This is a genomic window from Rosenbergiella nectarea (assembly GCF_900111105.1).
Taxonomy (GTDB): Bacteria; Pseudomonadota; Gammaproteobacteria; order Enterobacterales; family Enterobacteriaceae; genus Rosenbergiella; species Rosenbergiella nectarea.
The window spans coordinates 113,360-129,463 of record NZ_FOGC01000010.1; the positions used below are offsets into that span (position 1 = coordinate 113,360).

General features: G+C 46.0%; 19 protein-coding genes. 6 read left to right on the forward strand and 13 right to left on the reverse strand.

Features of this window, described 5'->3' with window-relative positions:
* Positions 1-45: 45 nt before the first annotated feature.
* The 6 genes from rfaL to BMX14_RS12630 all read right to left on the reverse strand — a co-directional run bounded on the left by rfaL (position 46) and on the right by BMX14_RS12630 (position 5,942).
* Positions 46-1,281, reverse strand: a complete 1,236-nt coding sequence (gene rfaL / locus BMX14_RS12605; RefSeq protein ID WP_092677324.1) for an O-antigen ligase RfaL — start codon at positions 1,279-1,281, stop codon at positions 46-48.
* 166 nt (positions 1,282-1,447) lie between these two features.
* Complete coding sequence (gene waaZ, locus BMX14_RS12610; RefSeq protein ID WP_092677326.1) at positions 1,448-2,230, reverse strand: 3-deoxy-D-manno-oct-2-ulosonate III transferase WaaZ; 783 nt, start codon at positions 2,228-2,230, stop codon at positions 1,448-1,450.
* Positions 2,231-2,236: 6 nt separating this feature from the next.
* Positions 2,237-2,953, reverse strand: coding sequence for a lipopolysaccharide core heptose(II) kinase RfaY (locus BMX14_RS12615; RefSeq protein WP_092677328.1), 717 nt, complete (start codon positions 2,951-2,953; stop codon positions 2,237-2,239).
* Between the two features lie 10 nt (positions 2,954-2,963).
* On the reverse strand, positions 2,964-4,007 hold the full coding sequence (locus BMX14_RS12620) for a glycosyltransferase (RefSeq protein WP_092677330.1): 1,044 nt from the start codon (positions 4,005-4,007) through the stop codon (positions 2,964-2,966).
* Positions 4,008-4,024: 17 nt separating this feature from the next.
* On the reverse strand, positions 4,025-4,822 hold the full coding sequence (rfaP, locus tag BMX14_RS12625; protein WP_092677332.1) for a lipopolysaccharide core heptose(I) kinase RfaP: 798 nt from the start codon (positions 4,820-4,822) through the stop codon (positions 4,025-4,027).
* The gene (locus BMX14_RS12630) at positions 4,797-5,942 is read right to left on the reverse strand and encodes a glycosyltransferase family 4 protein (protein ID WP_092677334.1); all 1,146 of its coding nucleotides are present in this window, start codon (positions 5,940-5,942) and stop codon (positions 4,797-4,799) included. Before BMX14_RS12630 ends, rfaP begins: the two co-directional genes overlap by 26 nt.
* Positions 5,943-6,306: 364 nt before the next feature.
* Here BMX14_RS12630 and waaA point away from each other — a divergent pair, with 364 nt between their 5' ends.
* Both waaA and coaD read left to right on the forward strand, forming a co-directional pair.
* Complete coding sequence (waaA, locus tag BMX14_RS12635; protein ID WP_092677336.1) at positions 6,307-7,584, forward strand: lipid IV(A) 3-deoxy-D-manno-octulosonic acid transferase; 1,278 nt, start codon at positions 6,307-6,309, stop codon at positions 7,582-7,584.
* Between the two features lie 8 nt (positions 7,585-7,592).
* On the forward strand, positions 7,593-8,078 hold the full coding sequence (gene coaD / locus BMX14_RS12640) for a pantetheine-phosphate adenylyltransferase (RefSeq protein ID WP_092677338.1): 486 nt from the start codon (positions 7,593-7,595) through the stop codon (positions 8,076-8,078).
* Here the strand turns inward: coaD and mutM are convergent.
* The 4 genes from mutM to radC all read right to left on the reverse strand — a co-directional run bounded on the left by mutM (position 8,075) and on the right by radC (position 10,280).
* The gene (gene mutM / locus BMX14_RS12645; RefSeq protein WP_092677340.1) at positions 8,075-8,884 is read right to left on the reverse strand and encodes a bifunctional DNA-formamidopyrimidine glycosylase/DNA-(apurinic or apyrimidinic site) lyase; all 810 of its coding nucleotides are present in this window, start codon (positions 8,882-8,884) and stop codon (positions 8,075-8,077) included. The genes coaD and mutM overlap by 4 nt on opposite strands.
* A gap of 66 nt (positions 8,885-8,950) precedes the next feature.
* Complete coding sequence (rpmG, locus tag BMX14_RS12650; RefSeq protein WP_048913020.1) at positions 8,951-9,118, reverse strand: 50S ribosomal protein L33; 168 nt, start codon at positions 9,116-9,118, stop codon at positions 8,951-8,953.
* An 11-nt stretch (positions 9,119-9,129) separates the two neighbouring features.
* On the reverse strand, positions 9,130-9,366 hold the full coding sequence (gene rpmB / locus BMX14_RS12655; protein ID WP_048913021.1) for a 50S ribosomal protein L28: 237 nt from the start codon (positions 9,364-9,366) through the stop codon (positions 9,130-9,132).
* Between the two features lie 260 nt (positions 9,367-9,626).
* On the reverse strand, positions 9,627-10,280 hold the full coding sequence (radC, locus tag BMX14_RS12660) for a RadC family protein (RefSeq protein WP_092677342.1): 654 nt from the start codon (positions 10,278-10,280) through the stop codon (positions 9,627-9,629).
* Positions 10,281-10,514: 234 nt separating this feature from the next.
* Between radC and coaBC the strand changes: the two genes are divergently transcribed.
* The 3 genes from coaBC to slmA all read left to right on the forward strand — a co-directional run bounded on the left by coaBC (position 10,515) and on the right by slmA (position 12,846).
* Positions 10,515-11,732, forward strand: a complete 1,218-nt coding sequence (coaBC, locus tag BMX14_RS12665; RefSeq protein WP_092677344.1) for a bifunctional phosphopantothenoylcysteine decarboxylase/phosphopantothenate--cysteine ligase CoaBC — start codon at positions 10,515-10,517, stop codon at positions 11,730-11,732.
* Positions 11,713-12,168: a dUTP diphosphatase gene (dut, locus tag BMX14_RS12670; protein ID WP_092677346.1), complete on the forward strand. Its 456-nt coding sequence runs from the start codon at positions 11,713-11,715 to the stop codon at positions 12,166-12,168. The genes coaBC and dut overlap by 20 nt, the downstream gene beginning before the upstream one ends.
* An 81-nt stretch (positions 12,169-12,249) precedes the next feature.
* Entirely contained in the window at positions 12,250-12,846 is a 597-nt protein-coding gene (gene slmA, locus BMX14_RS12675) for a nucleoid occlusion factor SlmA (protein ID WP_092677348.1), read from the forward strand.
* A 41-nt stretch (positions 12,847-12,887) separates the two neighbouring features.
* Here the strand turns inward: slmA and pyrE are convergent, their stop codons facing one another.
* Both pyrE and rph read right to left on the reverse strand, forming a co-directional pair.
* On the reverse strand, positions 12,888-13,529 hold the full coding sequence (gene pyrE, locus BMX14_RS12680) for an orotate phosphoribosyltransferase (RefSeq protein ID WP_092677350.1): 642 nt from the start codon (positions 13,527-13,529) through the stop codon (positions 12,888-12,890).
* A gap of 47 nt (positions 13,530-13,576) precedes the next feature.
* On the reverse strand, positions 13,577-14,293 hold the full coding sequence (gene rph, locus BMX14_RS12685) for a ribonuclease PH (protein ID WP_092677352.1): 717 nt from the start codon (positions 14,291-14,293) through the stop codon (positions 13,577-13,579).
* Positions 14,294-14,442: 149 nt separating this feature from the next.
* On the opposite strand from rph, the gene BMX14_RS12690 reads away from it, so the two are divergent.
* The gene (locus BMX14_RS12690) at positions 14,443-15,627 is read left to right on the forward strand and encodes a NupC/NupG family nucleoside CNT transporter (RefSeq protein WP_092677354.1); all 1,185 of its coding nucleotides are present in this window, start codon (positions 14,443-14,445) and stop codon (positions 15,625-15,627) included.
* A 32-nt stretch (positions 15,628-15,659) separates the two neighbouring features.
* Here BMX14_RS12690 and BMX14_RS12695 read toward each other — a convergent pair whose 3' ends face one another.
* Positions 15,660-15,974, reverse strand: a complete 315-nt coding sequence (locus BMX14_RS12695) for a DUF3574 domain-containing protein (protein WP_177173147.1) — start codon at positions 15,972-15,974, stop codon at positions 15,660-15,662.
* Between the last annotated feature and the right edge of the window lie 130 nt (positions 15,975-16,104).

The following is a 16,104-nucleotide window of genomic DNA, read 5'->3' on the forward strand; positions in this document are numbered from 1 at the left end:
ATGAAGGCCTCCAATGTCTTGATTAGCGGGAGGCCTTATCATCGTTTAGTGCTTAAGTTGCATTATCCGTCTCGCGCTTAAAAACATTCCCATTAGGAACGCTGAAGCGATTGCTGTTTGGAAAATAAAGGTCTCCTCGACCCAACCTCTTACAAAGAAATCGGCAAACATCATTAAGAATACCGAGCTATAACAATATCTGATCATATTTTCAGAGCGGCGATAACCTTTAAATGCCGTCACTAACACGACGAGTACCACACTGACTGATACGAGTAACCCCAAGACCCCACCGGCGAACCAGCTAGATAAGAAGAAATTATGTGGCCCAACAGGTTCACGGAAAAACCATTGCGGGTATTGCGGTAAGTTATTCGCATAGGCTTTAAGGTAGACTTTGTCACCAATACCCGAACCTTTAACAGGATGCTGCATAATCATATCCCAAGCCGCACCTTGCGTACCATTTCCAAAGCGATGGCTACTAGAGGTCTGTTCCAATTTATACGTTAGCACTGATAAGCGGTCATGGAATTTCATAAAGATCCCTACACTACTCACCGCAACGATAAGCGTAACCAATAGGGGAAGCTTCCATTCTCGATTAAACAGACACCAAAGGAGTGAGAAAACTAATATCGCCAGCCATGCCCCACGTTGTAACAGGCCGAGCATAAGAAAACCGTATAGGCCAGCCACCACGATAAAACAAACTTTGGCTTTTAAACCTTTAGTTTTCCATAGTAATAAAATACAAGGTAAGGAGAATATAAGCGCTTCAGCAATAAACCGATGATTATAATTTGAAAAAGGATAGATCCCTTGGCGATACTCTACATAATAAGAATAAAACTCCTTACCGCCTGAAACTAAAAACATTAGCCCCAAACCGATCAGTAATGACTGACAAATTTGACGATGCGGGAGTTGGCTGATAACGAGTGCGAAGGCAATGGGGGCAAGAACCGTCTTTTCTGCAATAGTATTGAAAAAATACTTAAAGCTCATAGAGTTATCGATTGATATCGATGAAGAATAGACTCCAACGATAAAGAGTAGAACCAAGAATCTGAATATATTATTCTTTATAAGTTCTTTTACTATCTGCTTTTCATTGTAAATGATAAATAGAGACGTAATGATTGCACAATAAAAAACGAGGTGCTTATATCGGGTAATACCATCTACGAAAAAAAGCCCAACGAACATAATAAATAGAAATGAGCACCATTTTTTCATTCCCACATATCGGCTACAACTAGCCTTTAACTCATTAATCATATCGTTACCTAACTCAATCTTAGCCTAATTATCTACTGATTATTATGACTGTTAGCGACCACGCTGACGGATTGCTCTGCGTAAGCTTGTCTTGCTGTTCTGGCCGCTTACTATAGAGCAAAAATTACGGGGATTCAAAAGATGGTAAAGCCACCCATAGATGGCGTTATTTTACCTCTTCACCCGTATGTTCGATGAGGGGAATAATGTCGTAAGGAATCACTGTCGTAGTAGAAAGTGTAAAAATCGGCGGGTTAATTTTCTCTCTCATAAAGCGTAACACCGCGATAATCTTCTGAGTATCCTGGCTTATCTCTGAGGGCATTGCCGCCTCACCTGGACGCTCATAAAAACGTTGCCCACCCGACGTCAAATCGAAACCAGCGCAAATAATTTTACCATAACTCAGAGAGTAAGCTAACTGGATAGCCGCGTAAGCGACAGTCTTACAGTTGCAATAGCCGACCGTGATATCCTTAGAAAACCCCTTCATTCTTTTCTTTCTTGAGAAGGGGACATCCATCATGACACTCGGGTGTCGGGCGCAAAAAAACGCATACTTGAGTTTTTTTAACGGGCCTGACTTCTCTCTTTTGTAGAGCTCTTTTATGATAAAGCAGCGTTCAGCGAGCCAGCGTTGTAAGTCAGCGGGCGCTGCGTCAAAGACTTCTTGATTGATAAACGTAAAGGCACTCTCGGTCACGTGCCGCTGAAATTCTTCAAGACGCTGTCTCGCAAACCGACCATCCGTCACCAAATAGATAAACGGTTTAATGTCCTGATCGAGTAAGTAGCGCGCCGATCCGTTGACCGCGATGATATCCATGGCGCGTAATTGTGAAGTAGAGACCTCTGAGGCCGAAGGCCCGGAGAGGAAAATTAGGCACGCCGAGTGCCTCCGTTGTTCACGTAGATGAACAAGTTGCGCTGGGGAGAAAAATGAGATCATGGCCGCTTACACTGAGCGCCCAATCAAGCGCCCTTTAAAGACCTTGAATTTTTTTCGAAATTGCGACTTACGCTTTACCCATTGGTATGAGAAACCACGATGAAAATTACTGATCCCAAAGTGTCTTTCTAGGTCGATAAAATCCTTGGCGGCACGAAAACGAGAGTAGTTTTTACCTGATAAATCAATGACTCTTACTCGTCCATCCGACAGCATAAAGTTCTGCTTGTGCGCATCATCAAAAATAACGTGATGCTGATGTAAAACTTTGACGCTTTCCAACACTTCCGATTTAATTTTATCGGTCAGTTCGCCTTTCGCCGCCAAAATATCCATTTCTACGCCAGGGATATATTCGATGATCATGATGAATCGACTCGCGAAATTGAAGATTTTGGTCTCCGCAAGAAGATGAAAATCGTTGGGAAAGGTCACATTCCGTTCACGAAGCATCGCTGTCTGTTTGAACAGAGTTAAGTAATAATCGCCACGGAAGAAGGACTTTAAAAAACGCTCATTACGCTTTTCCTTGGGCGTAAACACTTTCAAGACGTAAAGTTTGCCGTCTTTTTCTACCAAGCTCACTTTGGTATCAGGGATACTGCGAAATACTTTCAGCGTCGTTAAACGAGAATGAAGAAAATCATCCAACATATTGATGAAAAATTGATCATCACCGTTCGTATAAACGGTGTAGCCTGCCAGTTTGGATTGAGTAACCATAGCTATCTATTTATCGCCGAGAAAGTAGTTTACGAAGTAAATACCTAAAAAAATATCCGTATCCTTTTAGTGTTTTTTTCTGATGAATCATATGTTTGTAACAATAACGATATTGATACGTTGACCGAGGTAACTGTAATGGCTCCCCCTTCCATGGAGAGTGTGCCTTCGCCAGTTGAAATGCCTGCGCACTCGGATACTGTGCCCACAGATGCCAAGGCTTGGTCGGCCCAATGAAATGCATAAAAATGCAGGTAGAAGTGAAGCTTTTGCGCTTCGCTTCATTGAGCTCATAGTTAAGACTATATTGAGTATTATATACGCTATTCAAAAACATTTTTTTGTCTACTAGCGCTAAATTCAAAAGATCTTGATCATAAAACGTAAGTTTAGCTTGTTGTTGTGGGTCGGCAGCTAAACGTAGGATATGCTCATATACAGCTTCAGACCGCCATGCATCGAGATTGATCAGCATCACTCCAGAATTAAAATACCCCTGTGCGAGCGCATTACACTCCAGTACTTCTGCTTGGTGCGCCCACCATGCCGCATCGCGTTCAGGAACTGCTGCAACCACATTATTAGCGAAATCCACGTCGAGTAATGCGCGGATATCCCCTTGGCAGACTACATCGGCATCAAGATAGAGCATGGTAGACGTAGTCTGAGCCAGTATCTCGGCCATGATAAAACGATAGTAGATCGCCGATGACCATAATCGATTGGTAGGCAGTTGGGCGAAGTAGTCGTTATCCAGAGTATAAAGCGTAATCTTTAAAGCATGCTGCTCAGCAAGCTCGACCATTTTTTTCTGATCGAGATGGAGAATATCATTACTGAACAGATGAAAGTGAAATCGGATAGACGGGTTATTACTGGCGACCGAAGCCATCGAAATCTCACTTCCCAACAAAAAGTCACCGTCTGCCCCCCATCCAATATGAAGCTGAACGTCATCGTCCTTCACTGCACAAGGGTCAATGGTAATTTGTTGTTTGATCGCCTTTTCACATGCCAGTAACGACATGATCGCCAACGTTTTTTCAGCGGTCATAGAGCCCCCTTGTTCCGTTAAAGATTTTTTCTTAGCGTGCGCTGTTTAATTTTTTCCGCTTTTTGCTGGGCCTGCCGTATCAAGCGGCCCTCTCGTCGGAAAACCTCTCGTACCGGACAAGAAAAATACTCGGCCAAAAAGTAGCAGTAGTCTCGTAGAGAAAGCCCTAACGGAAAACTTGAGTAGTAGAGCGCGATAAGGTCTTTGTCACGCCAACGTACGGGCATTTTTTTCCATATTTGCGCGCGATGCAGATCAATCACCGACAGTGTTGGATCTGTTTGCTCGGCATCGTAAGGCAACGCCAAGAGAAAATGGCAGATATAACAATCTCGGTGATTAAGACCCGAGCGGTGCATGGTGGCAACAGTGCGCGCTAATTGCTTAATCAGCGCCCTTTTTACGTGATAGGGTGGTGGTTGAATCGCCCAGTTTGCACAATAGTCTTCAAGACTAATCGCCGGGTTTAAATCCTTTGTGACGATAAAGGATTCACGTTGTAATGGGTTCCAATGACGCTGACCATATCCATAACACGTCATTGTTGGAACCTTAACGCTTTGTAGATGCTGAACAGCCAGCCATTCATTTTTCGCGCCCAGTACAGGCAAGCGTAGCGTAATCAGATTTTTCAGTACCTCTTTTAACGCCGTACCACGGTGATATTTTACAAAGTAGCTTTCTCCAGCGAAGTCAAAACGCATTGTTCTTCTGGCTTCTACTTGCCGAAAGGTTTCACCTTGCAGCGCCAAAATCTCTGCATAAGGGTCGCTGTGCGCCCACGCCTGCTTAAAAGGCTGTTCGAGTTGCAGCATCTTTTACTCTCTTTTCAATAATATCTGCCGCCTGCTCTGGCAAACGATAAACGTCGTGTTGTTCACAGTACTCCAACGCTGCCTGTGACCACAATGCTAACTGTTTAGGATCTTGAAGGGAGGCGGACAGAGCTTGATTCAATGTTTCTTGACGAAAAGGCTCGCTGATCACTCTGCCGTTTCCGGCAGCGGAGAGATAAGGCGCATTCCCACAGACTTCCGTACAGATAACCGGCAGGCCTGAGGCTAAAGCTTCAATAAGGACGATACCCGCAGCTTCCTGATGAGCCGGATGGAGGAGTAGATCAGCAGCGGCCATTAATTGGGGGATATCTTCTCTGCCTTGATGGAAGTGAACTTGAGCAGCTATGCCTAATTTTTCTGCATAATGACGACAACTCGCCGCATTATCTGCACCGACCACCCAAAAGGTTATTTTTTCTTTAATAGATAAAGGTAACGCGGCAATCGCTTCAAGACTCCGTTTTACTCCCTTACGTCGGAAGTCGGATCCTACCTGCAGTAGGAAAAAATCGTCGCCCGTTAGGCCAAGTCGCTGACGCGTTTCCCCTCGATAATTATCCCGTTGCTGCGACGAGTATAATTGCGGATCGATACCCGGTGACAGCAAATGGAAACGTTCACTCGGAGTATGGTAAAACTGAATAAAGTCAGTTTGCTGCTGAGGCGTTAACACTAATATTTCAGTAGCCGAATGAGTGGAAAAAACGGCATTTTCGGCCTGACAATAACTGCGATAGCGGGGGGTAAGTTTATAAAAGAACCCTTTTTCTTTCGCCGTTTTCGCTGCATAACAAACATCTGCGGCGAAATAGATATCCAAGCCCGCCATTTTGTTAAATCCAACTAATGCATCATCAGGGTGTGTCATCCGATAATCCGCAATCCAACGGCTAAAAAATTGATTACGGGCATGGTTAGACGCTCCTTGTTTCGGGACAATAACCACTTCAAATCCTGGACATTTTTCTCCTTGCCATTCAAACGTATACACAACAACTTGATGCCCGCGTTGCTGGCAAGCTAAGGCAATACGCTTAAAATCCCGTTGCTGCCCACCGTAAGGGAAATATTTATGTAAACAAAAGGCTATTTTCACGTAAACGTCCTCACTAAGGGGCTTTGATAGCAGGCGATTTCATACTTGAAGCGCTGACCCTTATTATTAATTTGGATACTAGGCGGCGATACCGTGCAATATCACCTCTCTTTCAATTCTCCTATTGATCATGAGAAAAGAACGATAATCGATAAGAAAGCCCAGTCAATACAGCCGAGTTTACACTAAATAGGGCGATGAGTGAGGGCTATTCGAGCGATGAAACGGTATAAGTACCGGGAGTCAGCTGACTATGCTAAGCAGTAAACAGATAAGTCTGAAGGTGTGGGGATAATGTGAGAACCCTTTTTTTCTGGTAATATCGATACCTTCATTTTATCTTTTCAGGCCAACCGATAACACAATGCTGACTGCCGTTTATACCCTTTTACTCTATCTCATCCAACCATTGATTTGGATTAGACTTTGGCACCGTGGTAAAAAACTGCCAGGGTACCGCTTACGCTGGAAAGAGCGTTATGGCTATTGCAAAGGTAAAGTGGTGCCTGGGGGTATTGTTCTACATTCCGTATCGGTCGGGGAAACACTGGCAGCCATTCCCTTAGTCAGGGCTCTGCAATATCAATACCCAACCATTCCGATTACCGTAACGACGATGACTCCAACAGGCTCAGAGCGAGCGCAATCGGCTTTTGGTAAGAATGTTTCTCATGTTTATCTTCCTTACGATCTCCCGACGGCCATTAATCGCTTCTTAGACACTGCCGCGCCGCGTTTAGTCATCATTATGGAAACTGAGCTTTGGCCAAATATTATCCATACCTTACATCGCCGCCAGATCCCTTTAATCATTGCCAATGCACGTTTGTCCGAACGATCGGCTAAACGTTACCAAAAACTAGGCAGTGAACTCGCAGAACTATTACAAAAAATTAGCTGTATTGCGGCACAAAATAGTGAAGATGGTGAGCGATTCATTGCTTTAGGAGCAAAACCTGAACAAGTCACGGTGACGGGAAGTTTGAAATTTGATATTTCAGTAACTCCTGAACTGGCTGCTAGGGCGGTAGCGCTACGGCGACAATGGGCGCCGTATCGTCCAGTGTGGATTGCCGCGAGTACCCATGAGGGCGAAGAACGTATCATTTTAGAGACACATCGTCAGTTGCTCACTCAATTCCCTACTCTGTTATTGATTTTAGTTCCTCGTCATCCAGAGCGTTTTCAGTCGGTAAAAGAACTCGCAGAAAAGTTAGCATTTGAACCGTTAATGCGCAGTGATAATCAGGTTCCCAACGCCACGACGCATGTATTGATCGGCGATACGATGGGCGAACTGATGTTACTTTATGGAATTGCTGATGTGGCCTTTGTCGGGGGCAGCTTAGTGGAACGCGGCGGTCATAATCCTTTGGAACCTTCCGCCCACGCTATTCCGGTAATTATGGGGCCGCATATCTGGAATTTTAAGGATATTTGCGGGCGACTTGCACAAGCACAAGGGTTAATTACTGTCGCCGATCACGCGGCATTATTCCAAGAGATGACGCAGCTTCTCGCAGACAATGATTTACGTAAATATTATGGCTTGCATGCGGTAGATGTTTTGCATCAAAACCAAGGTGCGCTTCAACAATTACTGCATATTGTCGAGCCCTATCTTAACGCTCAATCCCATTAGGAGTGTGTATGTCAGTTATAGCCATTTATCCCGGAACCTTTGATCCACTCACTCTTGGCCATTTGGATATCATTCAACGCAGCGCAGTGCTCTTTGAACGGCTGATTGTTGCCATTGCTTCAAATCCGAGTAAGAAGCCGTTATTCAGTCTTGAGGAACGCGTGGCAATGGCGAAACAGGCTACGGCTAGCCTACCTAATGTTGACGTTATCGGGTTTAATAGCCTCTTAGCCCAGCTGGCAGAGCAACATCGTGCCACTGTCTTAATTCGCGGCGTTCGCTCGGTATCCGATTTTGATTACGAACGCCAATTAGCCCAGGCTAACCAACAGCTTAACCCACAACTCGATACTATTTTCATGGCGCCAAACGAGCAGTACGCTTTCCTCTCTTCCACTATCGTTAAAGAAGTGGCGCGCCATCAAGGGAACATTGGATGCTTTGTTACCACAGAGATCCAACACGCGGTAGTCGCTAAATTTCCCGCAAGCTAGTGCTGGCAGCTCGGACACCAATAGGTGCTACGTTGAGCATGTCGGCCAGACATAATGGGGGTGCCGCAGTGTAGACACGGCTCGCCCGCACGCCCATAAACATTGAGCTGTTGGGCAAAATAACCCGGTTTACCATCACTCTGTAAAAAGTCACGCAAGGTGGTTCCACCTTGTTCAATCGAACGCTGTAATACCGCCTTAATCGAAGCGACTAACCTTTCACTTTCGAGATGACTTAATCCATTTGCGGGGCGATCAGGATGGATACCGGCCTGGAAGAGCGACTCACTGGCATAGATATTGCCGACCCCCACCACTAATTTGTTATCCATCAACCAAGGCTTAATCGCAATTTTTTTGGTGACCGATTTTTGTATTAACCACTCTGCATTAAACGCCTCGCTAAGCGGTTCCGGTCCGAGATGGCGTAAAACCCGGCTCTGAGTGAGGTCGGTTTCCCATAACCACGCCCCGAAACGACGAGGATCGGTATAACGTAATGTTTTACCATTACTGAACACTAAATCAACATGGTCGTGTTTTTCAGGGGGGGTGTCTTCACTCAGAATACGCAAGCGGCCTGACATGCCGAGATGGATGATAATCCAGCCATGCTTCAGTTCGAGTAGCAGGTATTTCGCCCGCCGCTCTAAGCTTAAGACGGTCTCATCACTTAGCTGATAGATTTCCTCAGACACCGGCCAACGAAGCTGTGGGTGTCTTACGACAGCATGCAACAAGGTTTCACCCACGATATGCGGTGCAATACCCCGTCTACTGGTTTCGACTTCAGGTAATTCAGGCATCAACTTTTTCCCCCTTAAAAACAAAAAACCCGACCATAGGGCCGGGTTTTTATAAGAATACTAAAATTATTTGATTTTAGCTTCTTTATACAGCACGTGCTCGCGAACAACTGGATCAAACTTCTTAAGTTCCAGTTTTTCTGGCTTAGTGCGCTTGTTCTTCGTAGTGGTATAGAAGTGACCTGTACCAGCAGAGGAAACTAGCTTGATCTTCTCACGAATACCTTTAGCCATGATTCAGTTCCTTAGTACTTCTCACCGCGGGTACGCATGTCTGCTAACACAGCATCAATACCCTTTTTATCGATTACACGCATACCTTTAGCAGATACACGCAAAGTAACAAAACGCTTCTCACTCTCAACCCAGAAACGGTGTGAGTGTAAGTTCGGAAGAAAACGGCGTTTCGTCGCGTTCATTGCGTGGGAACGGTTATTACCCGTTACCGGACGCTTGCCAGTTACTTGGCAGACTCGTGACATGTCATATCTCCAAAAATCAAAATCAGCTCGAGCTTTTCACTTAGGTTTTGGCCGCCTCGTCAGGCTTTTAACCTATCCAGGCGAGTTCAATGTGAACCCGCTGAGCAGGCCTAAACGCCAAACCCGAGATTCTCAAAGGTGGCGTAGTATACGCCCTGTCGGCCTAGTGCTCAAGACCCGAACAGATAAAGATCTCCCAGGATCGATGAAAAAGTACACTTTTTCGATTAGTTGTCTTTTTTTTGACCTGTTTTTCAAGGTTATAGCCATCCATGCTGAGCAAATGAAAAAAATTCACCTCGCCCAATGACAAAGTGGTCGAGGACCGAAATATTAAATAGTCGACAGGCTTTTTGGATTTGCTGAGTAATTTTTTTGTCGGCCTCACTCGGTTTCGCCACTCCGGAAGGATGATTATGGGCCAAGATTATTGCCGCTGCGTTATAGCGTAATGCCTCTTTGACCACTTCTCGAGGATGAACCTCAACACTATTAATGGTTCCTTGAAACATAGTCTGAGCCTCAAGAACGCGATGGCGGTTATCCAGAAAAATCACTTGAAACACTTCACGTTCTAAATGAGCGAGCTGGCTCACCAAATAGCAATAAGCCTCGCTGGGATCTGAGATACTGTCTTGGCAGAAAAGCTGCTCTTGGTAAAACCGTTTACCAAGTTCTGCGATGGCATATATCTGACTTAATTTCGACTGTCCTATCCCTTTTATGGCAGCATATTGGTCTTGGCTAGCAGTCATCACGGCTTGTAAGCTGCCAAAATGCGACAATAGGTAATGTGCAAAATCCAGCACAGGCATTCCTGAGCCGCCCGTACGCAAGAATATCGCCAATAACTCACTATTGGTTAACGTTGCTGCGCCGCTTGTTAAGAGTTTTTCCCTCGGTTTCTCGGTCATGATTCGTCCTCCGCTCACCCAATAGTCGATAATTTAGGTAATTACTGTTTATATTCACAGTGGTAGAATCGTGATTTTCGAGCCATACCCCAGTTTTTGATAACGACTGGGGTATTTTATAATAAATTGATTATTATCAATAAGATAAGTTGAAACATTGGGATAGGCTTGCTTTGTGGTACCATACAAACCCTTTCTCTTTAGACCGTTTGACCTTATACGATGGGACACCCTATGAGTAACCTAACGAATAAACGTATCCTTGTTGGTGTAAGTGGAGGGATTGCCGCCTACAAAACACCGGACCTAGTACGTCGGTTACGTGATCAAGGTGCTGAGGTACGGGTGATGATGACCCATGCGGCCGAAGCGTTTATTACCGCGTTAAGCCTACAAGCAGTCAGTGGTTATCCGGTCTCGACTGATTTACTCGACCCTCATGCTGAAGCCGCAATGGGGCATATTGAGCTGGCTAAATGGGCAGATTTAGTCATCATCGCTCCTGCCTCCGCGGACCTTATCGCGCGGATTGCACAAGGGATGGCGAATGATATTGTCACCACAACCTGTTTAGCCACCGCGGCACCCATCGCTATTGTCCCCGCAATGAACCAGCAAATGTATCGCTCAACATTGACCTCCAGTAATTTGGCCAAACTCCACGAACATCATTTTATGGTATGGGGACCTGACCATGGTCATCAAGCCTGTGGCGATGTTGGTCCAGGTCGCATGCTAGATCCCTTGGTCATTGTTGAGCACGCGATTGCATGGCACCACACTCAACATGATCTTGCGCATCTTAATATTATGATTACTGCCGGTCCGACTCGAGAAGCGTTGGACCCCGTCCGATATATCAGTAATAAAAGCTCTGGGAAAATGGGATTTGCTATCGCCCGAGCTGCCGCTTCACGGGGCGCAAAAGTTACCCTTATTAGTGGGCCTGTTGAATTAGCTACCCCTCCGGGCACGGTTCGTCGAGACGTTGTCTCCGCTGAAGAGATGCATAATGCCGTGATGGCAGAGATAACCGAGCAACATATTTTTATCGGATGTGCGGCGGTCGCCGATTACCGTGCGGTGAATATTGCAGTAGAAAAAATAAAAAAAACCGCTGATAACGGTGAAATTACTCTGCAACTTATTAAAAATCCTGACATTGTTGCAGGGGTTGCTGCACTCCCCGCCCCTAAACCTTTTGTAGTGGGATTTGCGGCGGAAACCCAGAATGTGGAAGAATACGCCCAACAAAAAAGAGAACGTAAAAACCTCGACTTGATTTGTGCCAATAATGTCTCAGGCACGACTCAAGGTTTCGATAGTGATAATAATGCCCTTCACCTTTTCTGGCAGGAGGGAGAGAAATCGTTACCGTTGTGTAACAAGCAACTCCTTGGCCAGCAATTATTAGACGAGATAGTCAACCTCTATGAAAAAGATCGACATTAAAATTCTTGACCCACGTGTAGGTAAAGAATTTCCTTTACCTACCTACGCGACCCCTGGCTCAGCCGGCCTCGACTTACGTGCCTGCACTGATGGACCGATAACCCTTGATGCTGGCAGTACCACACTCATCCCTACCGGTCTGGCAATACATGTTGCCGACCCACAGTTGGCGGCCGTCATTCTGCCTCGCTCTGGTTTAGGGCATAAGCACGGTATCGTTTTGGGGAATCTCGTTGGTTTGATCGATTCTGATTACCAAGGTCAATTAATGGTGTCTGTGTGGAATCGTAGTGAACAGCCTTTCGTTATTGAAGCCGGTGATCGCATTGCACAATTAGTTTTTGTGCCAGTGGTTCAAGCAGAATTTACTCTTGTTGAAGAATTCACGCAGACTGAACGTGGTGAAGGCGGATTCGGGCACTCTGGTCGTCAGTAATATCGCCCCTTTAGGTAACTTATCTCTGAGATAACCCCACCCTTGGGGTTAATCATTAGGATTTTTAGGACGGTTAAAGGTATGGCAGAGAAAAAAAGCACGCGGGGCAACCGACGTGAAGAGATCTTACAAGCATTGGCTCATATGTTGGAGTCAGGTGATGGCAGTCAACGCATCACGACCGCGAAATTAGCCGCGAATGTAGGGGTATCAGAAGCTGCACTTTATCGACACTTTCCTAGTAAAACAAAGATGTTCGATAGCTTAATCGAGTTTATTGAAGATAGTCTTATCACCCGAATCAACCTGATTCTTAATGATGAAAAAGAAACGTTGCTTCGACTCAAACTCATCGTGCAGCTTATTTTGGGATTTGGTGAAAAAAATCCTGGCCTGACGCGTATCATGACTGGCCATGCATTGATGTTCGAACAAGACCGTCTACAAGGTAGGATCAATCAGCTTTTTGAACGTATTGAAGTCCAATTGCGCCAAGTAATGAAAGAGAAGAAAATGCGCGATGGCGAAGGTTTTCAGATTGATGAAACGCTACTCGCCAGCCAGCTCATTGCTTTCTGTGAAGGGCTGCTTTCACGTTATGTACGCTCGGAATTTCGCTTTAAACCTACCGCGAACTTCGAACAGCGTTGGCCGTTAGTGGCTGCACAGCTTTACTAGTTCAGCAAGAATAGCGGGGGAGTATCCCCCCGCTATCGCTATTAAATCCCGTACTGCTCGCGATAGGCTTTTACCGCGTCTAAGGCTTCCACCATCGAGGGTTGCTCCTCAAGATAGCTAATCAAATCTTTCAGCGTAATGATTGAAATGACTTGGCACTGGTAATCACGCTCCACTTCTTGAATTGCCGAAATGGCTTCACGCCCGCGTTCTTGGCGATCTAATGAGATCAAGACTCCCGCCAACGTAGCATGGTGTGCCGTGATGATTTCCATCGACTCACGAATCGCCGTCCCTGCCGTAATCACATCGTCCACTAACATGACTCGGCCTTCGAGTGGGCTACCCACCAGTAACCCCCCTTCGCCATGATCTTTCGCTTCCTTACGATTGAAACAATAAGGAAGGTCGCGTTGGTGATGGTCAGCCAGCGCCACCGCGGTGGTCGTGGCAATCGGTATCCCTTTATAGGCCGGTCCGAACAGTAAATCGAAATTAATTCCTGAATCGACTAATGCTTGTGCGTAGAAGCGTCCAAGCTGCGCTAAATCACGCCCCGTATTAAAGAGACCGGCATTAAAAAAGTACGGGCTTTTACGTCCGGATTTTAGAGTAAACTCGCCGAACTTCAGTACTTGCTTACTGATAGCAAACTCGATGAATTCACGTTGCCACGCTTTCATTATCTTTTCCCCATAAAAAAGCGACCTCATGGGTCGCTTGATTGATGTTATTGAGCCAATGCGGCTTTCTGTGCAGTGATTAACTCATTAATGCCTTCTTTGGCCAGCGCTAATAATGCAAGCAGTTCTTCATGACTAAAGGGTTCACCCTCTGCCGTCCCTTGAACTTCGATCATTCGACCGTCTTCAAGCATGACGACATTCATATCCGTATCCGCTGCGGAATCCTCAACATATTCAAGGTCGCAGCGAGCTTCACCGTCTACCACGCCAACAGAAATGGCCGCGACCATCCCTTTCATTGGGTTTTTAGCCAGTTTACCTTTCGCCACTAAGGCATTTAAGGCATCCGCTAAGGCCACACAGGCACCCGTGATAGAAGCGGTACGGGTACCGCCATCCGCTTGGATGACATCACAATCGAGGGTAATGGTATATTCGCCCAACGCTTTTAAATCTACAGCGGCACGAAGCGATCGCGCAATAAGACGTTGAATTTCTAGGGTTCGACCACCTTGTTTACCTTTGGCAGCTTCACGCGGCATACGGCTATGAGTAGAACGCGGTAACATTCCGTACTCCGCTGTTACCCACCCTTGGCCTTGTCCTTTTAAGAAACGCGGTACGCCTTCTTCGACAGTAGCGTTGCAGAGAACTTTCGTTTCTCCGAACTCGACTAATACCGACCCTTCGGCATGTTTAGTGTAATGACGCGTAAGGGTGACGGGACGGACTTGCTGTGCACTACGGCCTGCTGGACGCATAAATTCTCTCCGACTACGGTGGATAACGCTGCACAGTATACGGATTTCGCCATTCAGTGTCTTGTTAGTGGGAAGAATTGCCGAGATTACAGATGAAAAAATTTACTCACTATGGCTAAATATTACTCTTTCGCCAATGAAACCTTGCTATGTCGACCTTATTACATTTTATCCTCGCCCTTGCCGTCATTGGGCTACTAGCGTTTCTCGTCAGCCATGATCGTCAACACATTCGATTACGCTTCCTATTACAACTACTAATTATTGAGGGAGCTATTGGCTGGTTTTGCTTACATTCATCGGCGGGATTAGCATTAGTCAGTGGCGTGAGTGGGTTTTTTGAGGCCTTACTCGGCTTTGCTGCCCAAGGTACGGACTTTGTCTTTGGCGGACTCCATCAACAAGGGCTAGCGTTCGTTTTTCTCGGCGTACTTTGTCCGATTATTTTTATTTCAGCGTTGATAGGTATTTTACAGCATTGGAAGATTTTACCGCTGTTAATTCGGATTGTCGGTACCTTGCTGTCTAAAGTGAATGGGATGGGAAAACTCGAATCCTTTAACGCTGTCAGTACCCTAATTTTGGGGCAGTCTGAGAATTTCATCGCCTATAAAGGTATTCTGGCCGATATTCCTCCGAAACGGCTGTACACCATGGCGGCGACCGCCATGTCGACGGTATCGCTATCAATTGTCGGCGCTTATATGTCGATGATCGATGCACGCTATGTCGTCACCGCATTACTCCTGAATATGTTCAGTACCTTTGTCATCTTGTCGATTATTAACCCGACACGCCACCAAGACGATGCACCGATTTCACTGGATAAGCTTCATGAAAAGCAGAGCTTTTTTGAGATGCTGGGGGAATATATCCTTGCCGGTTTCAAAGTCGCCATGATCATTCTGGCGATGCTCATTGGGTTTATCGCCCTAATTAGTGCCATCAACGCCTTATTCTCCGCGCTATTCGGCTACAGTTTTCAACAGCTACTTGGCTACGTGTTTTCCCCTCTTGCTTGGTTAGTCGGTATTCCCAAACAAGACGCATTAAAAGCGGGAAGCATCATGGCGACCAAACTGGTCTCGAATGAATTTGTGGCGATGATTGATTTACAGAAGATGGCCGGGCAATTCACCGCAAAGGGCCTTGGTATTCTGTCGATCTTCTTAGTCTCGTTTGCCAACTTTGCTTCCATCGGTATCGTTGCAGGAGCGGTAAAAGGGCTTAATGAAAAACAGGGCAATATCGTTTCTCGTTATGGTTGGAAACTGGTGTATGGCTCGACGTTAGTGAGCCTTTTGTCAGCAGCCTTCGCAAGCCTGTTCCTTTAACCTGTAGGGGGCGCACTCGTTGCGCCCACAATCTAGAAAGCGACACAAACCGGTCGATCGATGCGCATGACCGCCTCCTGAGCAAAGAGCTGCCGATAACGGGTTCGGATCAGGTCAATCGCTTGCGACTTTTCTTTGCTTGCCGGATAAATCAGTAACAATCCACGACTATTCTCGCTAAGACGCTCACCATTATTTCCTAGCCACTGCCCTTTCGCTTCCACTATCGATAACCCATTTGGAAAGACCGGTGTGATCACTTGGTCAACAAAGTGTCGCCACTGTTGGGTCGAAATGGACGGTCCATCCGGTCGGCTGAGTCCAAACCAGGGCTGGGTTTGTTGCATTGCGTTGCCCATCTGACAAGAGGCTATATCAGGCTGCCGCGGCTGACAGCCAGTAGTAATCCACTGGTCAATAACAATAAATAGACTGAGACTTTCATCTTTGTTCCTTATCGCGCGCGCGAGCCCCTAT

Excerpts from the sequence above, each read along its gene's own strand:
- rfaL (WP_092677324.1), bottom strand. The coding sequence starts at position 1,281 with ATGATTAATGAGTTAAAGGCTAGTTGTAGCCGATATGTGGGAATGAAA.
- waaZ (WP_092677326.1), bottom strand. The coding sequence starts at position 2,230 with ATGATCTCATTTTTCTCCCCAGCGCAACTTGTTCATCTACGTGAACAA.
- BMX14_RS12615 (WP_092677328.1), bottom strand. The coding sequence starts at position 2,953 with ATGGTTACTCAATCCAAACTGGCAGGCTACACCGTTTATACGAACGGT.
- BMX14_RS12620 (WP_092677330.1), bottom strand. The coding sequence starts at position 4,007 with ATGACCGCTGAAAAAACGTTGGCGATCATGTCGTTACTGGCATGTGAA.
- rfaP (WP_092677332.1), bottom strand. The coding sequence starts at position 4,822 with ATGCTGCAACTCGAACAGCCTTTTAAGCAGGCGTGGGCGCACAGCGAC.
- waaA (WP_092677336.1), top strand. The coding sequence starts at position 6,307 with ATGCTGACTGCCGTTTATACCCTTTTACTCTATCTCATCCAACCATTG.
- coaD (WP_092677338.1), top strand. The coding sequence starts at position 7,593 with ATGTCAGTTATAGCCATTTATCCCGGAACCTTTGATCCACTCACTCTT.
- mutM (WP_092677340.1), bottom strand. The coding sequence starts at position 8,884 with ATGCCTGAATTACCTGAAGTCGAAACCAGTAGACGGGGTATTGCACCG.
- rpmG (WP_048913020.1), bottom strand. The coding sequence starts at position 9,118 with ATGGCTAAAGGTATTCGTGAGAAGATCAAGCTAGTTTCCTCTGCTGGT.
- rpmB (WP_048913021.1), bottom strand. The coding sequence starts at position 9,366 with ATGTCACGAGTCTGCCAAGTAACTGGCAAGCGTCCGGTAACGGGTAAT.
- radC (WP_092677342.1), bottom strand. The coding sequence starts at position 10,280 with ATGACCGAGAAACCGAGGGAAAAACTCTTAACAAGCGGCGCAGCAACG.
- coaBC (WP_092677344.1), top strand. The coding sequence starts at position 10,515 with ATGAGTAACCTAACGAATAAACGTATCCTTGTTGGTGTAAGTGGAGGG.
- dut (WP_092677346.1), top strand. The coding sequence starts at position 11,713 with ATGAAAAAGATCGACATTAAAATTCTTGACCCACGTGTAGGTAAAGAA.
- slmA (WP_092677348.1), top strand. The coding sequence starts at position 12,250 with ATGGCAGAGAAAAAAAGCACGCGGGGCAACCGACGTGAAGAGATCTTA.
- pyrE (WP_092677350.1), bottom strand. The coding sequence starts at position 13,529 with ATGAAAGCGTGGCAACGTGAATTCATCGAGTTTGCTATCAGTAAGCAA.
- rph (WP_092677352.1), bottom strand. The coding sequence starts at position 14,293 with ATGCGTCCAGCAGGCCGTAGTGCACAGCAAGTCCGTCCCGTCACCCTT.
- BMX14_RS12690 (WP_092677354.1), top strand. The coding sequence starts at position 14,443 with ATGTCGACCTTATTACATTTTATCCTCGCCCTTGCCGTCATTGGGCTA.
- BMX14_RS12695 (WP_177173147.1), bottom strand. The coding sequence starts at position 15,974 with ATGCAACAAACCCAGCCCTGGTTTGGACTCAGCCGACCGGATGGACCG.